15 protein-coding genes are annotated in these 15,312 nt (G+C 69.2%); 10 read left to right on the forward strand and 5 right to left on the reverse strand.

Going from position 1 to position 15,312, the window contains the following annotated elements:
* Positions 1-32 precede the first annotated feature (32 nt).
* Genes SK854_RS04075 through SK854_RS04095 form a run of 5 tightly spaced genes read left to right on the forward strand, consistent with a single transcriptional unit; the run spans position 33 to position 4,972 of the window.
* Positions 33-173, forward strand: coding sequence for a hypothetical protein (locus tag SK854_RS04075; protein ID WP_319973580.1), 141 nt, complete (start codon positions 33-35; stop codon positions 171-173).
* Positions 170-1,420, forward strand: a complete 1,251-nt coding sequence (locus SK854_RS04080; protein WP_319973581.1) for a glycosyltransferase family 87 protein — start codon at positions 170-172, stop codon at positions 1,418-1,420. Before SK854_RS04075 ends, SK854_RS04080 begins: the two co-directional genes overlap by 4 nt.
* The gene (locus tag SK854_RS04085) at positions 1,417-2,817 is read left to right on the forward strand and encodes an oligosaccharide flippase family protein (protein WP_319973582.1); all 1,401 of its coding nucleotides are present in this window, start codon (positions 1,417-1,419) and stop codon (positions 2,815-2,817) included. Before SK854_RS04080 ends, SK854_RS04085 begins: the two co-directional genes overlap by 4 nt.
* On the forward strand, positions 2,814-3,878 hold the full coding sequence (locus tag SK854_RS04090; RefSeq protein ID WP_319973583.1) for a glycosyltransferase: 1,065 nt from the start codon (positions 2,814-2,816) through the stop codon (positions 3,876-3,878). The genes SK854_RS04085 and SK854_RS04090 overlap by 4 nt, the downstream gene beginning before the upstream one ends.
* Complete coding sequence (locus tag SK854_RS04095; protein ID WP_319973584.1) at positions 3,875-4,972, forward strand: glycosyltransferase family 4 protein; 1,098 nt, start codon at positions 3,875-3,877, stop codon at positions 4,970-4,972. The genes SK854_RS04090 and SK854_RS04095 overlap by 4 nt, the downstream gene beginning before the upstream one ends.
* On the opposite strand, the gene SK854_RS04100 is transcribed toward SK854_RS04095, so the two are convergent.
* Both SK854_RS04100 and SK854_RS04105 read right to left on the reverse strand, forming a co-directional pair.
* Positions 4,953-6,191, reverse strand: a complete 1,239-nt coding sequence (locus SK854_RS04100; protein WP_406601720.1) for a putative glycoside hydrolase family 15 protein — start codon at positions 6,189-6,191, stop codon at positions 4,953-4,955. The genes SK854_RS04095 and SK854_RS04100 overlap by 20 nt on opposite strands.
* Positions 6,170-7,489: a sugar transferase gene (locus tag SK854_RS04105; protein WP_319973586.1), complete on the reverse strand. Its 1,320-nt coding sequence runs from the start codon at positions 7,487-7,489 to the stop codon at positions 6,170-6,172. Before SK854_RS04105 ends, SK854_RS04100 begins: the two co-directional genes overlap by 22 nt.
* A 361-nt stretch (positions 7,490-7,850) precedes the next feature.
* Between SK854_RS04105 and SK854_RS04110 the strand changes: the two genes are divergently transcribed.
* The 5 genes from SK854_RS04110 to SK854_RS04130 all read left to right on the forward strand — a co-directional run bounded on the left by SK854_RS04110 (position 7,851) and on the right by SK854_RS04130 (position 13,853).
* A complete protein-coding gene (locus SK854_RS04110) occupies positions 7,851-8,675 on the forward strand; it encodes a glycosyltransferase (RefSeq protein ID WP_319973587.1) in 825 nt (274 codons plus the stop codon).
* Positions 8,675-10,009 carry an NAD(P)/FAD-dependent oxidoreductase gene (locus SK854_RS04115; RefSeq protein WP_319973588.1) on the forward strand — a complete coding sequence of 445 codons (1,335 nt, stop codon included), beginning with the start codon at positions 8,675-8,677 and terminating at the stop codon, positions 10,007-10,009. Before SK854_RS04110 ends, SK854_RS04115 begins: the two co-directional genes overlap by 1 nt.
* A complete protein-coding gene (locus SK854_RS04120) occupies positions 9,985-10,941 on the forward strand; it encodes a lysyl oxidase family protein (RefSeq protein ID WP_319973589.1) in 957 nt (318 codons plus the stop codon). The genes SK854_RS04115 and SK854_RS04120 overlap by 25 nt, the downstream gene beginning before the upstream one ends.
* 288 nt (positions 10,942-11,229) lie before the next feature.
* Positions 11,230-12,414: a tryptophan dimethylallyltransferase family protein gene (locus SK854_RS04125; protein WP_319973716.1), complete on the forward strand. Its 1,185-nt coding sequence runs from the start codon at positions 11,230-11,232 to the stop codon at positions 12,412-12,414.
* Positions 12,415-12,491: 77 nt separating this feature from the next.
* Complete coding sequence (locus tag SK854_RS04130) at positions 12,492-13,853, forward strand: tryptophanase (RefSeq protein WP_319973590.1); 1,362 nt, start codon at positions 12,492-12,494, stop codon at positions 13,851-13,853.
* 52 nt (positions 13,854-13,905) lie between these two features.
* On the opposite strand, the gene SK854_RS04135 is transcribed toward SK854_RS04130, so the two are convergent.
* The 3 genes from SK854_RS04135 to SK854_RS04145 are packed head-to-tail and all read right to left on the reverse strand — an operon-like array spanning position 13,906 to position 15,291.
* On the reverse strand, positions 13,906-14,499 hold the full coding sequence (locus tag SK854_RS04135) for a GTP-binding protein (protein WP_319973591.1): 594 nt from the start codon (positions 14,497-14,499) through the stop codon (positions 13,906-13,908).
* On the reverse strand, positions 14,480-14,857 hold the full coding sequence (locus tag SK854_RS04140; RefSeq protein WP_319973592.1) for a DUF742 domain-containing protein: 378 nt from the start codon (positions 14,855-14,857) through the stop codon (positions 14,480-14,482). The genes SK854_RS04135 and SK854_RS04140 overlap by 20 nt, the downstream gene beginning before the upstream one ends.
* On the reverse strand, positions 14,854-15,291 hold the full coding sequence (locus tag SK854_RS04145; protein WP_030475700.1) for a roadblock/LC7 domain-containing protein: 438 nt from the start codon (positions 15,289-15,291) through the stop codon (positions 14,854-14,856). Before SK854_RS04145 ends, SK854_RS04140 begins: the two co-directional genes overlap by 4 nt.
* Between the last annotated feature and the right edge of the window lie 21 nt (positions 15,292-15,312).

A 15,312-nucleotide genomic window follows, 5' to 3' on the forward strand; every position in this document is an offset into this window, starting at 1 on the left:
CCGACCGCGGTCCTCGTCGCGGTGGTGCCGGAATGACGAACCCACTCCGCTGGAGCGCCCCCTTGTGCCGCAACGACCTCCCGGCCGCTCTCATCACGACGGCCCGCCTCACCTCACTGGCCGCGCTCGCCGCCCTGGCCGCGACCTCCGTCGTGCTGGAGGTGGCGCGATGATCACCACCACCAACCGGGCCGGGCTCGCCAAGACGATCGGCGTGGCTCTCGTCGCCCTGGCCGGCGTCTTCAGTGCGATCCGTGCGCTCAAGCCGTCGTGGGAGGTGCCGCTGCCCACCGAGGCGAACCTGCCGGAAGAGCGCATGCAGGACTTCCGGGACGCGCTGTACTTCCCCATCCGCGAGTTCCTCGGCGGCGGCAACCCGTACGACCCGGCGGTGATGTTCGAGCACTGGCCGGTGCGGCAGAACTTCAACCTCTACCAGCCCTACCACCTGGTGCTGCACCTGCCGTTCGCGCTGCCGGACTACCGGGTGGGCGCGGTGGCGTTCGCGTTGGCCTGCCTGATGCTTCTGATCGGCCTCGCCGTCATGGCGGCGGGGCGGGCACGGCTGCCGATCGTCGCGGGCACGGTCGTGATCAGCACGCTGCTGGTGACGAGCCAGGTCGGCAAGGCGCAGATGTACGTCGGGCAGGTCAACCCGCTGATCGCGGTCGGCGCGGCCGGGGCGTTGCTGCTGCGCACGAAGAGTCCTGGGTGGGCTTCCGCGGCGCTGGCGCTGGCCTGGCTGAAGCCGCAGTTCGGGCTTCCGCTGGCACTGCTGCTGTTCGTGCGCGGTGACCGGAAGGTCGCGCTCGTGGGTACGGCGATCGCCGCGCTGGCCAGCGTGCCGGTGGCGGGGTTGCTCGTCGTTAGGGGCGGCGGGGCCGGTGAGTTCCTCGACGTCATCAAGCGGAACCTGGAGTGGGCCAGCAGCACGGGATACGGCGCGGTCGATTCCATGACGGCGCAACGGGTCGACCTGCCCGCGGTGTTCTTCCGCACCACCGGGTGGTTGCCGCCCGCGGCGGAGTTGCTGGCGTTGTGCGGGGTTCTCGCGGTGACGGCGCTTCTGGCGCGCAAGCTCGATCGGACCGAGAACGGGGCCGAGGCGGCCGATCTGCTCACCTGTCTTGGCATTGTGGTCGCGCTCGTGCACCAGCCGGGCGACGTGTTGATCGCGGTGCCGGCGATGACGGCACTGGCCGTCGTGTGCTGGCGGCGACGGAGGGACAGCCACTGGCGGTGGGCCGGCCTGGCGACTTTGCTGCTCACGGTTCCGTTCGCGCACCTCTACTTCGTCGACACGGCCGTCAAAAACATCCTGGGAGCTCGGGCCGCTGTCACGCTGGACGGGGTCGCGGTCGTCGCGGCCTGGGTGATCCTCACGGCGTTCGCGACACGCCACGTGCGGCGCAGCGCATGACCGACGTGGCGGTGCGGGGGTCGTTGTGGCTCTTCGCGGTCAACCTGGTGAGCAAGAGCAGCCAGATCGTGGTGACCCTCGCGCTCGCCCTGTTCCTCACGGAAGCCGACCTGGGCGCGGTGGCACTGGTCGTGTCGATCGTCAACATCGGCCAGGTCATCCAGGCGATGGGCGTCTACGACATCGTCAGCCGTACCGCGAGAGATCCACTGAGGACTGCGGGAACCGTGCTCACGATGAGCATCGCGGCCGGGGTCACGCTCACCGCGATCATCATCGCCACCGCCGACCCGATCGCCACCGCGCTGGGGGCACCGGAGGCCGCCGGGATGCTGCGGCTCGCGGCGCTCACCCTGCCGTTCACCGCGGCAGGTGGGGTGCAGATGGCGTTGATGCACCGCAACCTCGACTTCCGGCGCCGCATGCTCCCCGACGCGGGCGGCATGCTCATCGGCGCCGCCGTGACCGTCACCCTGGCAGCCGGCGGAACCGGGCCCACGGCGTTGGTCCTCGGTCTGCTCTGCACGGCGGTCGCGCAACCCGTGCTCGCCGCCGTCGCCGGGGCACGGATCCGGCCTGTCTGGGACCGTGACGCCGCGACGGAAGCGACGAAGTGGCTCGCGGTCGTCGGGCCCGGCGCGTTGATCGCGGTGCTGCTGATCAACGTCGACTACCTCGCGATCGGCCACGTCCTCGGGCCCCAGGCCGTGGGCGGGTACAGCCTCGCCTTCCGCATCGCCTGGGTGCCGTACATCATGATCGCGGTCGTGCTGGGCGGCGTGCTGTTCCCGATCTGCGCCGAACTGGTCCGAAATGGACAGAACCAGGACCTGCCCGCCACGTTGCGGCGGTTCACCATCGCGACCCTCACCATCACCGGCGGCCTGTACGTCGTCACGGCACTGTCCGCGCACGGCATCGTGGTCCTCGGCGAGCAATGGGCGGACGCGGCACAGATCCTGGTCCTGCTGTGCGGTTACGGACTCGGCCTGAGCCTGCTGCACGTCTGGTACCAGGTGATCAGGGCCGCCGGGCACGCCCGCCAGTACCTCGCCCTCGAAGCCACCCACCTCGTGGCCCTGCTGACGGCACTCGTGTTCACCACCGAACTCGGCCCCCAGGCAGTCGCCCTCACCCAACTCGCCGTGGTCTGGCTGCTGGTCCCGGTGACCTGGCTGGTTCTGGTCCGCAACGGTCTCGCGTTCCCCCTCCCGTTCCGTGCCACGACAAGCGTCATCGGCGCCGCACTCGCCTGCACGGTCATCAGCACTTTCCTGCCGGAAACCAGGACCATCGCGGGACTGGTCACCACCGGCCTGGTTCTGCTCGCGACCTACTGCGCGATCACCCTTCCCCTGAATCGCACCGTCCTCATCGGACTGAAGGAGCGCGCGTGAAGATCGTCCACGTGACGCAGCCGGTCGAGGCCGGAGTCGCCGTCGTGGTCCTGACCCTCGCCCAGGCCCAGCGGCAACGTGGCTGGGACGTCAGCATCGCCTGCCCGCCGGGCTGGCTCGCCCGAGAAGCGACCAAAGCCGGAATCCCGCTCCACCCCTGGCAGGCGACCAGGACACCAGGACCGCGCACCGCCTCAGAACTGCGAGAACTCCGGAAACTCCTGCGAGACCTCCAGCCGGACGTGGTTCATCTGCACAGCTCCAAGGCAGGCCTGGCCCGGCTCGTCCTGCGCGGCCGCATCCCGACGATCTTCCAGCCCCACCTGTGGTCGTTCCGCGTCGCCACCGGACTGCTCAGCCGGGCCTGCCGGTTCTGGGAGGCCAAGGCTTCAGGCTGGACGACCGTGCTCCTGTGCGTCAGCGACGACGAGCTCAAAGCCGGCCGCGCGGCAGGAGTGACCGCAAGGGCCGAGGTCGTCTGCAACGGCGTCGACACCCAACGCCTGAGCCCCCAGCCGAAAACCCACGACACCCCCACGGCGGTGTGCGTAGGACGGCTGGCCCACCAGAAGGGCCAGGACCTGCTGCTCGAAGCCTGGCCCGACGTCCTCGGGAAAGTCCCGGACGCCGAACTCCTGATCGTCGGCGACGGCCCGATGGCAGCGCAACTCCAAGCCGTCCCGACCCCGAACACCCGCTGGCACGGCCACAGCGACGAGGTCGAGGACTTCTACGCCGAGGCCGACGTCGTGGTGCTGCCGTCCCGCGCCGAGGGCATGGCGCTGGTGCCGCTGGAAGCCATGGCCTGCGGACGCTCGGTGGTCGCGTTCGACGTCGAAGGCGTCGAGCAAAGCCTCGGCGACGCGGGCGAAGTGGTCCCCGCCGGCGACACGAAAGCCCTGGCGCAAGCGATTGCGCTCAGGCTCGCGGATCCGGAACTGGCGGCCGCGGAAGGAAAACGCGGCAGGCAGAGGGCCGAGACCCTGTTCGACCGCGACCGCATGGCGGACCAGATCGTGACGCTCACCGAGACCCTGGTCTCCGAGGAAGGACGACGATGACACGGATCGCCTACCTGCTCACCCAGGACAGCGGTGGCCCGGTGGACGTGACGGTGCGCCTGGCCGCCGCGCTGGCCAAGTCGGGCGACGCCGAGGTGCGCGTGTTCGGCCCGCGGCCCCGGCGTGGCGCGGAGCTGATCGACCCGTTCTTCGAAGAGACCCTGGTGACGCGCAAGGGGGACATGGCCGCCGCACGGCAGGCGCGTGCCGCTCTCAAGGCCTGGCGCCCGGACGTCGTGCACGCGCAGGATCGCCGGTCCGGACTGGTCAGCGCCGCGCTCGCCACCACCGGCACCAAGATCGTGCACACCTACCACGGCGTGCCCGACGACGTGGCCGAGCCGTGGTTCCGCAACGTCCGTGGCGCGACCCCTCCCCCGCCCTACACCAGGGCGGTGCTGGCCGCCGACGCCGCGGTCGCCCGCGTCGTGCACCGGACCGTCGTGCCCGCCAGGGAGATGGGCAGGTTCCTGCGCGAACGCCTCTACGTGCCCCCGCACCGCATGACCCACATCGACAACTGCGTCGAGGTCGGTGCCGCGAACCCGCCCACCAAGCCCGTGCGCAAGCTGGTGTTCGTGGGCCTGCTCGTCGAACGCAAGGGTCTGCTGAACCTGTTGGACGCGCTGGAGACCACGATGCCGGAGGACGCGACGCTCACGGTCGTCGGCGACGGCCCGCTCAGGCTCCAGGCCGAGGGCAGGGTGACGCGCCGGGGCCTCGCGGACCGGGTCGAGTTCCTGGGATTCCGCAGCGACGTCCCCGAACTGCTGCTGGAGCACGACGCCCTGGTGTTGCCGTCCACAATGGAACAACAACCGCTCGTGGTCGCGGAGGCCATGGCGGCGGGCAAGCCCGTCGTCGCCACCGACACCGGCGGTGTCGCGGACATGCTGGGCATTCCCGGCGACGACTGCCCGAAGCCCGGCGACGTGCCCGCACTCGCGGCACGGCTGCAGGCGCTGTTCGCCGACCCGGACCCCGCGAGCACCGGGCATCGGCTCGCCACGAGGGCGCGGGAGCGGTTCACCGCGGAGGTCTGTGCTCGGCGGCACCTCGACCTCTACCGCAAGCTCACCGCGACGGAGCGTTGACCAGCACCACGGCGTCGGCTGACGGCAGGTCGAGCTGGGCGGGCACGGCCTCGCCCCTGAGCGTCACCAGACCCGGCGGAGGAGTGAGGAGCACGGAGGTCTTCGTCGGGTTCACGGCCACCCAGCCGCCCGAGTAGCGGCGGTTCCACACCCCGCTCGGCAGGCGGTTGGCCGTCTCGACCGCCTCGCCGAGGCGCGCGTCCTGGTAGACCGACCAGTACGGGTTCTTGTAGTCCGGCTCGGCCCTGGTCCAGCACGTGTGGGGGCTCGCGAGGAGCGCGGCGGAGGCGTACCCGACGCGTTCCTCCCTGTCCGACTTCGTGTGCGTGATCAGCAGCAGCCAGGACTCGCCGAGTGCGGCCTGGGCGCGCTGCTCCTTGAACTGGTTGCCCTGGAACGTGATCAGCTCGCCGGTGCCGTCGTCGCCCTGCAGGCCGAAGTTCTCCTCCATCGCGCCCGCGTAGCGGGAGTGCGCCGACCACCGGCCCGGTGTCAGCTGCGACTCCGACACGTTGGGGATCAGCATCTTCCCGGCCTTCTCCAGGGCGTCACCGGTGAGCTGGAGCATGCCGTCGAGGCCGTCGCGCAGCAGCCGGTCGGACCCGGCGGAGTCGGCGGTGCCCGCGATGATCGACGGCGAGTAGTACCGCAGCGAGCTGAAGTCGTTGTCCGCCAGCACGCCGTCCCAGCCTTCGCGCAGCACCTCGCCGACGACCGCGTCCGCCCACGCCTTCTGGTAGGCCGGGTCCCACACCGTCATCTGCCAGTGCTTCGGGTAGCCGTCCCACTCGATGCGCTGGCCGAGGGTGCTGATCGCGAACCACCCCGGCTGCTTCTGCTCGGCGGCGACGTAGCCGACGCCGGTGGGCAGGTACCGGGCATCCCGGTCACCCTCGACCGCGCCGTAGTAGTTGCGGGTGCTGGAGAAGTCCTTGTACACCAGCACTTTGACCCTGGGGTTCAGCTCGTGCAGCTTGCGCATGGCCGAGGTCTCCCACGCGTTGAGCACGACGACGTCGTAGTGCTTCGCGGCGGCACGGATCTCCCACGACGAGGGCGAGTCGCCGATGCCGTACCACCACGCGCAGGGCGCCAGCGGTTTCGGCGCCGGCCCGGTGATGATCGGGTCCGACTCGGCGGCACTGACCGCACATGCACTCGAAAGAAGTACGAGAGCGACAGCGGCGAATCGACGTATCAGCGATTTCTCCGACAACACAACTCACCCGCTGTCATCAGTAGAATCCTCAGGTCGAGCCACAACGACCAATTCGCGATGTAGTAGTTGTCGTATCGAGACCTGTCGGCGATTGAAGTGTCACCTCGCAGACCGTGCACCTGGGCTAGTCCAGTCAAGCCGGTCGGAACGCGATGGCGCGCCCAATATAGCTCGTGAATAGCGGAAAACTCGCGAACGAAACCAGGACGCTCCGGGCGTGGCCCGACGACGCACATGTCGCCGCGCAGGACGTTCCACAGCTGGGGCAGCTCGTCGAGCGACGTCCTGCGCAGGAAACGGCCGACCGGCCCGACCCGCGAGTCGCCCACGACAGACCACTTGACCTGCGAGTCGTCCTCGCCGGACTGCCGGACGCTGCGGATCTTGTAGAGGGTGAACGTGCGGTCGTCCATGCCGACGCGGACCTGCCGGAAGAACAGCGGCCGGCCGCTCTCGACCAGCACGGCGAGCGCGCACAACCCGATCACCGGGGACAGCACGACCAGGGCGAACGCCGCCAGCAGCAGATCGGCGGCGCGCTTGATCCACCAGGTCGGTCTGCTGGTCGGCGCGGTGCCCAGGCGCATCAGCGGGTAGCTGCGCAGCCGTTCGATGCCGGGGCCGTCCGGGTGCAGCTCGTACATGCGGGGCACCACGAGCGTCGAGCAGCCGAGCCGGTGGGCGGTGATCGCGGCCTCGACCAGCGGCGAGTCGCGGGTGTGCGAGAACGCGAGCACGACGGTGCCCGCCTTGAGCCGGACGATCGCGTCGGCCAGGTCGCCGTCGACGACCTCCAGCAGCGGCGGCTGCCGGTCCGGATCGGGGCCGGAGTCGGCGAACGCGACGGGCCGCAGGCCGAACTGGGGGTGCTCCAGCATGGTCCGCGCGAGGTTCACGCCGACCTCGCCCGCGCCGACGATGATCGTGCGGTCGCAGCGGTCGAACTTGCGGCGGCACCACCGGCCGAACGCGAACACGCACCACCGCACCGGCTCGATGACCAGCGCGAACGCGATCATCGCCCACTGCGCGGCAGCGAGGTCGGCCGCGTCGGAACCGCCGACCAGGCCGATGCCGGACAGCAGCGCGAACGCCAGCGCCGTGCTCGCCGCCGACCGGGGCAGGTCCTGCAGCCACGACAGCCACAGCCGCCGCCGGTAGAGGCGCCAGGCTCCCCTGATCGTGATCACCGCGGCCACGACCGCGGCGCTCCAGCCCCAGCCGAGACCGCGGTGCACGCACACGGCGGCGAGCGTCACGGCGTCGGCGAGGACGAGCAGGACCGCGACCGCGTTCACCCGGCTGAGCAGGTCCCGGCGGACCGACGACGGTTTGAGGGGGCGCTGCGGGGGGCGTCTGTGCTCAGCCTCGCGCGCGGGGAGGGGAGCTGCTGGAACGGCAACCGCCGAGAATCGCCTCATGGAAGATCATCCGATCGAAGGAGTTGTGGCCGCAGGCGTGCACGAAAGAGTGAATGAGCGCTGAGAAATCATCTCTTCGGGTATCAATATCCCTCTTCTGTGTCCCGCGTGAACGCAGTTGGTGAGGTTTCGACGTTGTTCCTGCCCTGAACTCACCCAGGGCCGCCTCAAAGCTTTAGCACGCCGTGTCAATAATTCACGCCACCAACCACGAGCCACCGAAGAGGGGGCATTGAGCGTGAGAGTCGACGAACACGGCATCCGGCATTCCGCCGGCGAACCGGTCGCGATCGTGCAGAAGCCGATCCGCACGTGCGGCGATGTGCACGTCGTCCTGCCCGCCTACAACGAGGCGGTGGCACTTCCGTCGCTGCTGGCGCGCATCGCCGGCACCGATCTCGCCGACCGGATCACCGTGTGGGTGGTCGACGACGGCTCCTCCGACGGCACCGGCGCCAGCGTGACCGGCGTGCGCGGCCTCGACGTCCGCCTGGTGACCCACCCGGTCAACCTCGGGCTCGGCCAGGCCGTCCAGTCGGGACTGCGGGCCGTGCTCGCCGAGGCCTCGCCGGAGCACGTCCTGATCGTCATGGACGCCGACGACACCCACGACCCCGGCGTTTTCCCCGCGATGCTGGCCGAGATCAAGGCCGGCGCGGACGTCGTCATCTGCTCCCGCTTCGTTTCCGGCGGCGACGACTCGACGGCGCCGCAGTGGCGCAGGCTGCTCTCGCGCGGCGCCCGCGTCGTGTTCGGCAAGATCCTGCACTTCGACGGCGTCCGCGACTTCACCAGCGGCTTCCGCGCCTACCGGGTGAGCCTGCTGCGCCGTGCCACCGCGCACTGGGGCGAGCGCCTGGTCGAGGAACGCGGGTTCGCCTGCATGGTCGAACTCCTGCTCAAGCTGCGGCACTGCGGGCCGATCGTCAGCGAGATCCCGCTGCACCTGCGCTACGACCGCAAGCCCGGCGCCAGCAAGCTCCGGCTCGGCCGCACGCTCAAGCAGTACCTGCTCCTGCTCACGCGTGACCGCCTCGCGCCCGTTCCGTTCCGGAAGCTCTGATGGCCGCGCGGGTCGTCGTGATCGGCGGGGGCATCTGCGGCCTCGCCACCGCGCACCGCCTCGCCCGCGAGGGCATGGCCGTGACGCTTCTCGAAGCCAGCGACCAGCTCGGTGGCCTCGGCACGTTCTTCACGTCGCAGGGCCGGTCGGTGGAACGCTTCTACCACTGCGTGATGCCGACCGACGCGGCGTTGCTGGCACTGCTGGACGAGGTCGGCCTGCGCGAGAGCGTCGGCTGGAACCCGACCACGATGGGCATGATCGTCGAGGGCGAGCACCGCTCGTTCAACTCGGCGCTGGACCTGCTGCGGTTCCGGCCGCTGAGCCTGGTGAACCGGATCCGCTTCGGCGTGGTCTCGCTGCTGCTGCGCAGGCTGGGCAAGGGCAAGGACCTCGACAACCTGCGCACCGAGGACTGGTTGCGCGGCCTGTACGGCGACACCATCTGGGAGATGCTGCTCGCGCCGATGTTCGGTGCGAAGTTCGGCTCCGCGTTCGGTGACGTGCCCGCGCTGTACGTGTGGCAGCGCCTGGGCCGCGAGAGCAACGAGGCGGTCCGCGGTTACCCGGCCGGTGGCTACAAGAGCGTGATCGACGCGCTGAGGGCCTCCATCGAGGCTCATGGCGGCGAGGTCCGCGTCTCCGCTCCCGTTGGCAGGCTTGAGGCTTCGGCCGACCGCGTGGTCGTGACGCTGGCCGACGGCGAGACGATCGAGGCGGACCACGCGGTCTCCACGGTCCCGCTGCCGGCGTTGCGGGCCATCGCGGACGCCGAGCTGGCACCGCGGCTGCCCGAGGTCCAGCTGCCGTACCAGGGTGTCGTCAACACGTTGTTCTTCCTGCGCAAGCCGTTGTCCGGGCACTACTGGGCGCCGGTGCTGCGCTGCGGCACGGACTTCGACGGCGTGATCGAGATGACCCCGCTGACGGGCTCACAGCGCTACGGCGACCGGCATCTCGTGTACGTCATGCACTACACCGATCGGGAGTCCGCGCTGTACCGCGAGGACTCCGAGAGCATCGCCCGCCGCTGGACCGAACAGCTGCTGAGAATCCACAAAGGACTCACGCCGGACGACGTCGACGAGGTGCGCGTGTTCAAGGCGCCGTTCGTCGAACCGGTGTACCCGCTGGGGTATCTCACGAAGCGCCCGGCCGTCGAGGTGCCCGGCACGCGGCTGCTGCTCGCCACCACGGCCCACGTCTACCCCGACGTCACGAGCTGGAACTCCAGCGTCGAGCTCTCCAACTCCGTGACGGACACGCTCCTGCGCGCCGCCAGGAGCTCCTCGACCCAGGAGAACGCCGCATGGTCAGCAGAATCGGCGCGGTGATCGCAGCACTCACGATCACCGCGGTCAACCTCGTCTCCTCGCAGCACGTCCAGGCCGATCCCGCGCCGCTGCTGCCCGATCTCCGCCAGGCGCCCATCGGCTGTCCCGGCGGCCACGACGGCTCCCCGTTGCTGTGCCGCGCCTGGGACGTGTGCCTGGTGGAGGACGCCTCAGCGGCACGGGGCAAGTGCATGTACCGCGGCGGCACCGCCCAGGCCGTCCGCCTGCGGTTCACCACCTCGATCGACAACGTCGGCGACGGCCCGTTGCTGCTGCACGCGCACCGCGACAGCACGTCCACGCCGACGATGAACGTGCGCCAGGCCATCCAGTCCGGTGTGGACGGTTCGATCGCCGGCTCGTACAACGAGGCGCGGCGCGAGACGAACTCCAGCGCGTACTACGAGCCCGCCCCCACGCACACGCACTGGCACCTGCTCAACTTCGAGTACTTCCAGCTGCGCACGCCCGACGGCGGCGTGGTGGTGACCGACCGCAAGAACGGGTTCTGCATCGGCGACCGCTACACCGTCTCCGACGACCTCGAGCACCGGCCCTCAGACCCGGACAGCCCGGCGGGCAAGCTCGCGGAGCGCCTGAACGGGCACATGTGCGAGCACCACAACCCGTCCGCTGTGGACGTCGCGTTCGGCATCTCGGTCGGCTCCGGCGACGACTACAAGCACGACGTCGACTTCCAGTGGCTGGACCTCACGCACGTGAAGTCCGGCGTCTACGACGTGGTCAACGTCGTGAACTCCGACCGCGCGTTGCTGGAGAAGAACTACGACAACAACGCGGCGTCGATCGCGATCTCCGTGCAGTGGCCGGACGGGGCGGCGAACCCGCCCGACAGGATCGACGAGGCGCCTTCGGTGCGGATGATCCGCAGTTGTCCTGGTAAAGAGCGGTGCGCGAAGACGTACAGCTGAGAAGTGTCGAAACAAGCCCCGAACGGGGGTGTTCCGCGATGCGGGCACCCCCGTTTTTCTTTTGTACCGGGACAAACGGGCCGTAAACGAACGTAATACCACAATGCCCGCGATTAGCACAATCCTTCACTCTGCGACACCATTGGCGATCACGCATAGCACACTCATGCCCGCAGACACAATTGCGCACGAAGACAGCAGGGAGCGATCAAGTCAATAGACCGAGCGGTGCAATCTTGATCACAGCGCAGAGTGTCGCACGCAACCCCCTTGGCTCTTGACCTGGGCATGTGGCGGGTTGAGAGAATTCACGTTGCGATTCCACCCCGTCAGGATTGCAACCGACCGGATTACCGGCCCGATCAGGAGTGCCCCATCTTGAGCGCGCCAGCCGTCTCCCTGCACGATTTCGCCATCGGACAACTACGCGACCTCCTTCGCGCCGTCGGTTTAGCGGACTCAGCGCAAAGCGCGACAAAACTGCTGGGTGAGACATTGGGCCCTGGTTGCAGACTGCCTCTCTCCGCGGTTCCCCATTGGACCTCCAATGTCGCCGACGACCACACTCCAGTCGAATTCTCGGTGGCTTTGGCCCAAAACGAACGACCGGTCGTCCGCATGATCGTCGAATCGCTCGCCGAACAACCCGGTCCGCGCGCCAATCTCGCCGCGGCGCTCGGCGTGCTCGACCGGCTGGCGCGGCGGCGCGGGCTGAACCTCGGGCAGCTCGACCGGGTGCGCGACCTGTTCCTGCCGGACGACCCGCAGGGCGCGTTCGCGTTCTGGTACTCGCTGATCGTCGGGCCGGAGACGCCGCCCGCGATCAAGGTCTACCTCAACCCCGACGTGCGCGGCCGTGAGAGCGCGACCGCCCTCGTCGGTGAAGGACTGTCCCGGCTCGGCCTGAGCGCGGCGCTCCCGGCCATCTCGGAGCACGGGCTGCGGCGCGACGGGCTGGACCGGTTCTCCTTCTTCGCCCTCGACCTCACGGACGAGAACCGGGCACGTGTGAAGACCTACGTGTCGCACGACGACGCGGTGATCGCGGACGTGGTGGCGGCAGCGGCGGCGGTCCCCGACGTCGACCCGGTGCTCCTGGCGGACGTCTGCGAACTCGCCTGCGGCGGCGCGGGACCGTTCTCCCGGCGTCCGCTGATGTCGAGCTACACCTTCCTGTCCGGCGACACCGAGCGGCCCAGCGGCTACTCCCTCTACATCCCGGTGCGCGACTACGTGCAGGACGACCTCGAAGCCTGCGAGCGCGTCCTGGCGATCATGGCCAGGTGCGGGTTCGACCCGGCGCCGTTCGTCATGGCGCTCGCGAGCCTCGTCCAGCGCCCCCTCGGTGACGGCGTGGGCCTGATCGCCCACGTGTCGCTGCGGCTGGGCAGGCCGAAACCGGGAGTCTCGGTCTACCTGTCGTCCGAGGCGTACGACGTCACCCCATCCCGCGCCAAAGCACTGCTTGTCTAGTGGCGCGGCCCGGCCCGTCGGCGACCGGCGACGTTCCGAACCACACCACTATCCGCCGCACCGAAGAAAGGCCCGTCGTGGAGCCGTACCGCATCAAGGTCGTCGAGCCCATTCCCATCACCACCCGCGAGTTCCGGGAACGCCGCTACGCCGACGCCGGGTACAACCAGTTCAACCTCACGGCGGAAGACGTCACGATCGACCTGCTGAGCGATTCCGGCACCGGCGCGTTGTCCGCCGAGCAGCAGGCAGCGGGAATGCGCGGCGACGAGACCTACGCGGGGTCCCGTTCCTGGTTCCGGTTCCGCGCGGTGACCGAGGACCTCACGGGCTACGAGCACATCCTTCCCGTGCACCAGGGCCGGGCTGCGGAACGGATCCTGTTCGGCTCGCTGCTGAAACCCGGGCAGATCTCGGTCAGCAACACGCACTTCGACACCACCCGCGCGAACGTCGAACTGGCGGGCGGCGTCGTGCGGGACCTGCCGTCGCCGGCCTTCGCGGACCTCGACAGCGACGAGCCGTTCAAGGGCAACATCGACCTCGTCGCACTCGAGGAGTTGCTGGAGGGCCCCGAGGACGTCGGCCTGGTGCTCATGACGATCACCAACAACGGCGGCGGCGGGCAGCCGGTGTCGATGGCGAACCTCAAGGCCGTGAAGAAGTTGTGCCGCAGGCACGGTGTGCCGTTCATCCTCGACGCGGCCCGGTTCGCCGAGAACGCGTGGCTCGTGACGCAGCGGGAGGAGAAGTACCGCGACCACACTCCACGCGAGGTCGCGAAGAAGGCGTTCCGGCTCGCCGACGGGTGCGTGCTGAGCCTGAAGAAGGACGGCATCGTCCACATCGGAGGGATGCTCGCGCTGCAGGACAAGGACCTGGCCAAGCAGTGCGAACTCCTGCTGATCGCCACCGAGGGGTTCAGCACGTACGGCGGGCTTTCCGGCCGAGACCTGGACATGTGCGCGCAGGGTCTGCTCGAGGTCACCGACCCGATGTACCTGCGCGAGCGGGCCGAGGCCACCGCGTACCTCGCCGACTGCGCGCGTGAGGCCGGTGTGGACAGTGTGCGGCCGGCGGGGGTGCACGCGGTCTACCTCAACGCGGGCAGGCTGCTTCCGCACATCCCGCCGAGCAGGTTCACCGGCCACGCGCTCGCGTCGGAGCTGTACCTCGCGGGCGGAATCCGTTGTGCCGAGGTGGGTTCGCTCTACCTCGGGGACATCGACTCAGCCGGAAACCTGATCACGCCGGCGCCGTTCGAACTGGTGCGGCTCGCGATCCCGCGCCGGGTCTACACGCGCAGCCACCTGGAGTACGTGGCGGAAACGCTGGCGGGGATCGCCGAGGATCCCGAGCAGGTGCCCGGCTACCGGCTCACCGAGGTGCCGCCGATCCTCAGGCCGTTCCGCTGCCGGCTGGAGCAGATCAGGCCGTAGCAACAGCTGAAGCCCTTGGCGCACAACGCCAAGGGCTTCAACAGAGGTCAGGTCAGGCCATCACGTCGAGCCGGTTCATCGCGTGTTCGATCACGCGGACCAGCACTGCCTTGCACGACTCGCGGTCGCGGGCGTCGCACAGCACCAACGGCACCGTGTCCGCGACGTCCAGCGCCACGCGCATCTCCTCCGCCGTGTAGGAGTGGCTGCCCTGGAAGCAGTTCACCGCCACGACGAACGGGATGCCCCGCCGCTCGAAGAAGTCGATCGCGCCGAAGCCCGCGTCGAGCCTGCGGGTGTCGACCAGGACGACCGCGCCGATCGCGCCGACGGCGAGCTCGTCCCACAGGAACCAGAAGCGGTCCTGGCCCGGCGTGCCGAACAGGTAGAGCACCAGTTCGGGGTTGATCGTGATGCGGCCGAAGTCCAGGGCGACCGTGGTCGTGGTCTTGCCCTCGACGCCGTAGAGGTCGTCGATCTCCTCGCCGGCCTCGGTGAGCAGCTCCTCGGTCCGCAGCGGGGTGATCTCGCTGACCGCGCCGACCATCGTGGTCTTGCCGACGCCGAAACCGCCGGCGACGACGATCTTGACGGAGGAGGGGATGGTGAATTCCTCACGCCCCTGCTCAGATTGCACGGACACCATCGAGCACCTTCTGGAGTAGGTTCATGTCGACCGGGACCACCGTGGTGGCCGGGCCGCTGGTGATGACGTCTCCGCGCTGGATGAGGTCGCTCAGCAGCACCTTCACCACGACGAGCGGTGCGTGCAGGTAGGCAGCGACCTCCGCGACGGAAAGCGGTTTCCGGCAGAGCTTGATGATCTCCAGGTGCTCTACGGACAACGTGCCCTGGTCCGTCGTCGTACGCAGCGCCCGGACCTGGGTCGTGAGGGTCAGGTCCTCACCCGCGGGCTTGGGCCTGGTGCGGCCGCTCACCATCGCGTACGGGCGGACCATGGGGCCCGCCGCCTCGTCGTACCACCAGTCGGAGGAGTTGCTCATGACAACCCTAGGGGGTTGGGCATCCTCGGCGACGCCAGTGTTCGCGGTGCCGACGAGAGGTAGGCGCCTACGCGCTTCACGAGCATGTTCATCTCGTAGGCGATCATGCCCATGTCGGCGTCCTCGTCGCCCACCACCGCGAGACAGGCTCCCTGCCCCGCCGCGGTGACGAACAGGTGCGCGCGCTCCATCTCCACGATGGTCTGGCGGACCTGGCCACCACCGAAGTGGCGTCCGGTTCCGCGAGCGAGGCTCTGGAACGCCGACGCCATCGCCGAGAGGTGGTCGGAGTCGTCCTTGGACAGCTCGGGAGAGTGGGCGAGCAGCAGGCCGTCCGCGGAGAGCACCACCGCGTGCCGGGCACCGACCACTCTCGCGACGAGGTCCTCCAGCAGCCAGTTGAGCTCGGGGTGCCCGCCGGTCAGGTCGTCCACGGAAATAGCCCTTTCAGTTTC

It is taken from the genome of Lentzea sokolovensis (assembly GCF_033949975.1).
In the GTDB taxonomy this organism is placed as follows: domain Bacteria; phylum Actinomycetota; class Actinomycetes; order Mycobacteriales; family Pseudonocardiaceae; genus Lentzea; species Lentzea sokolovensis.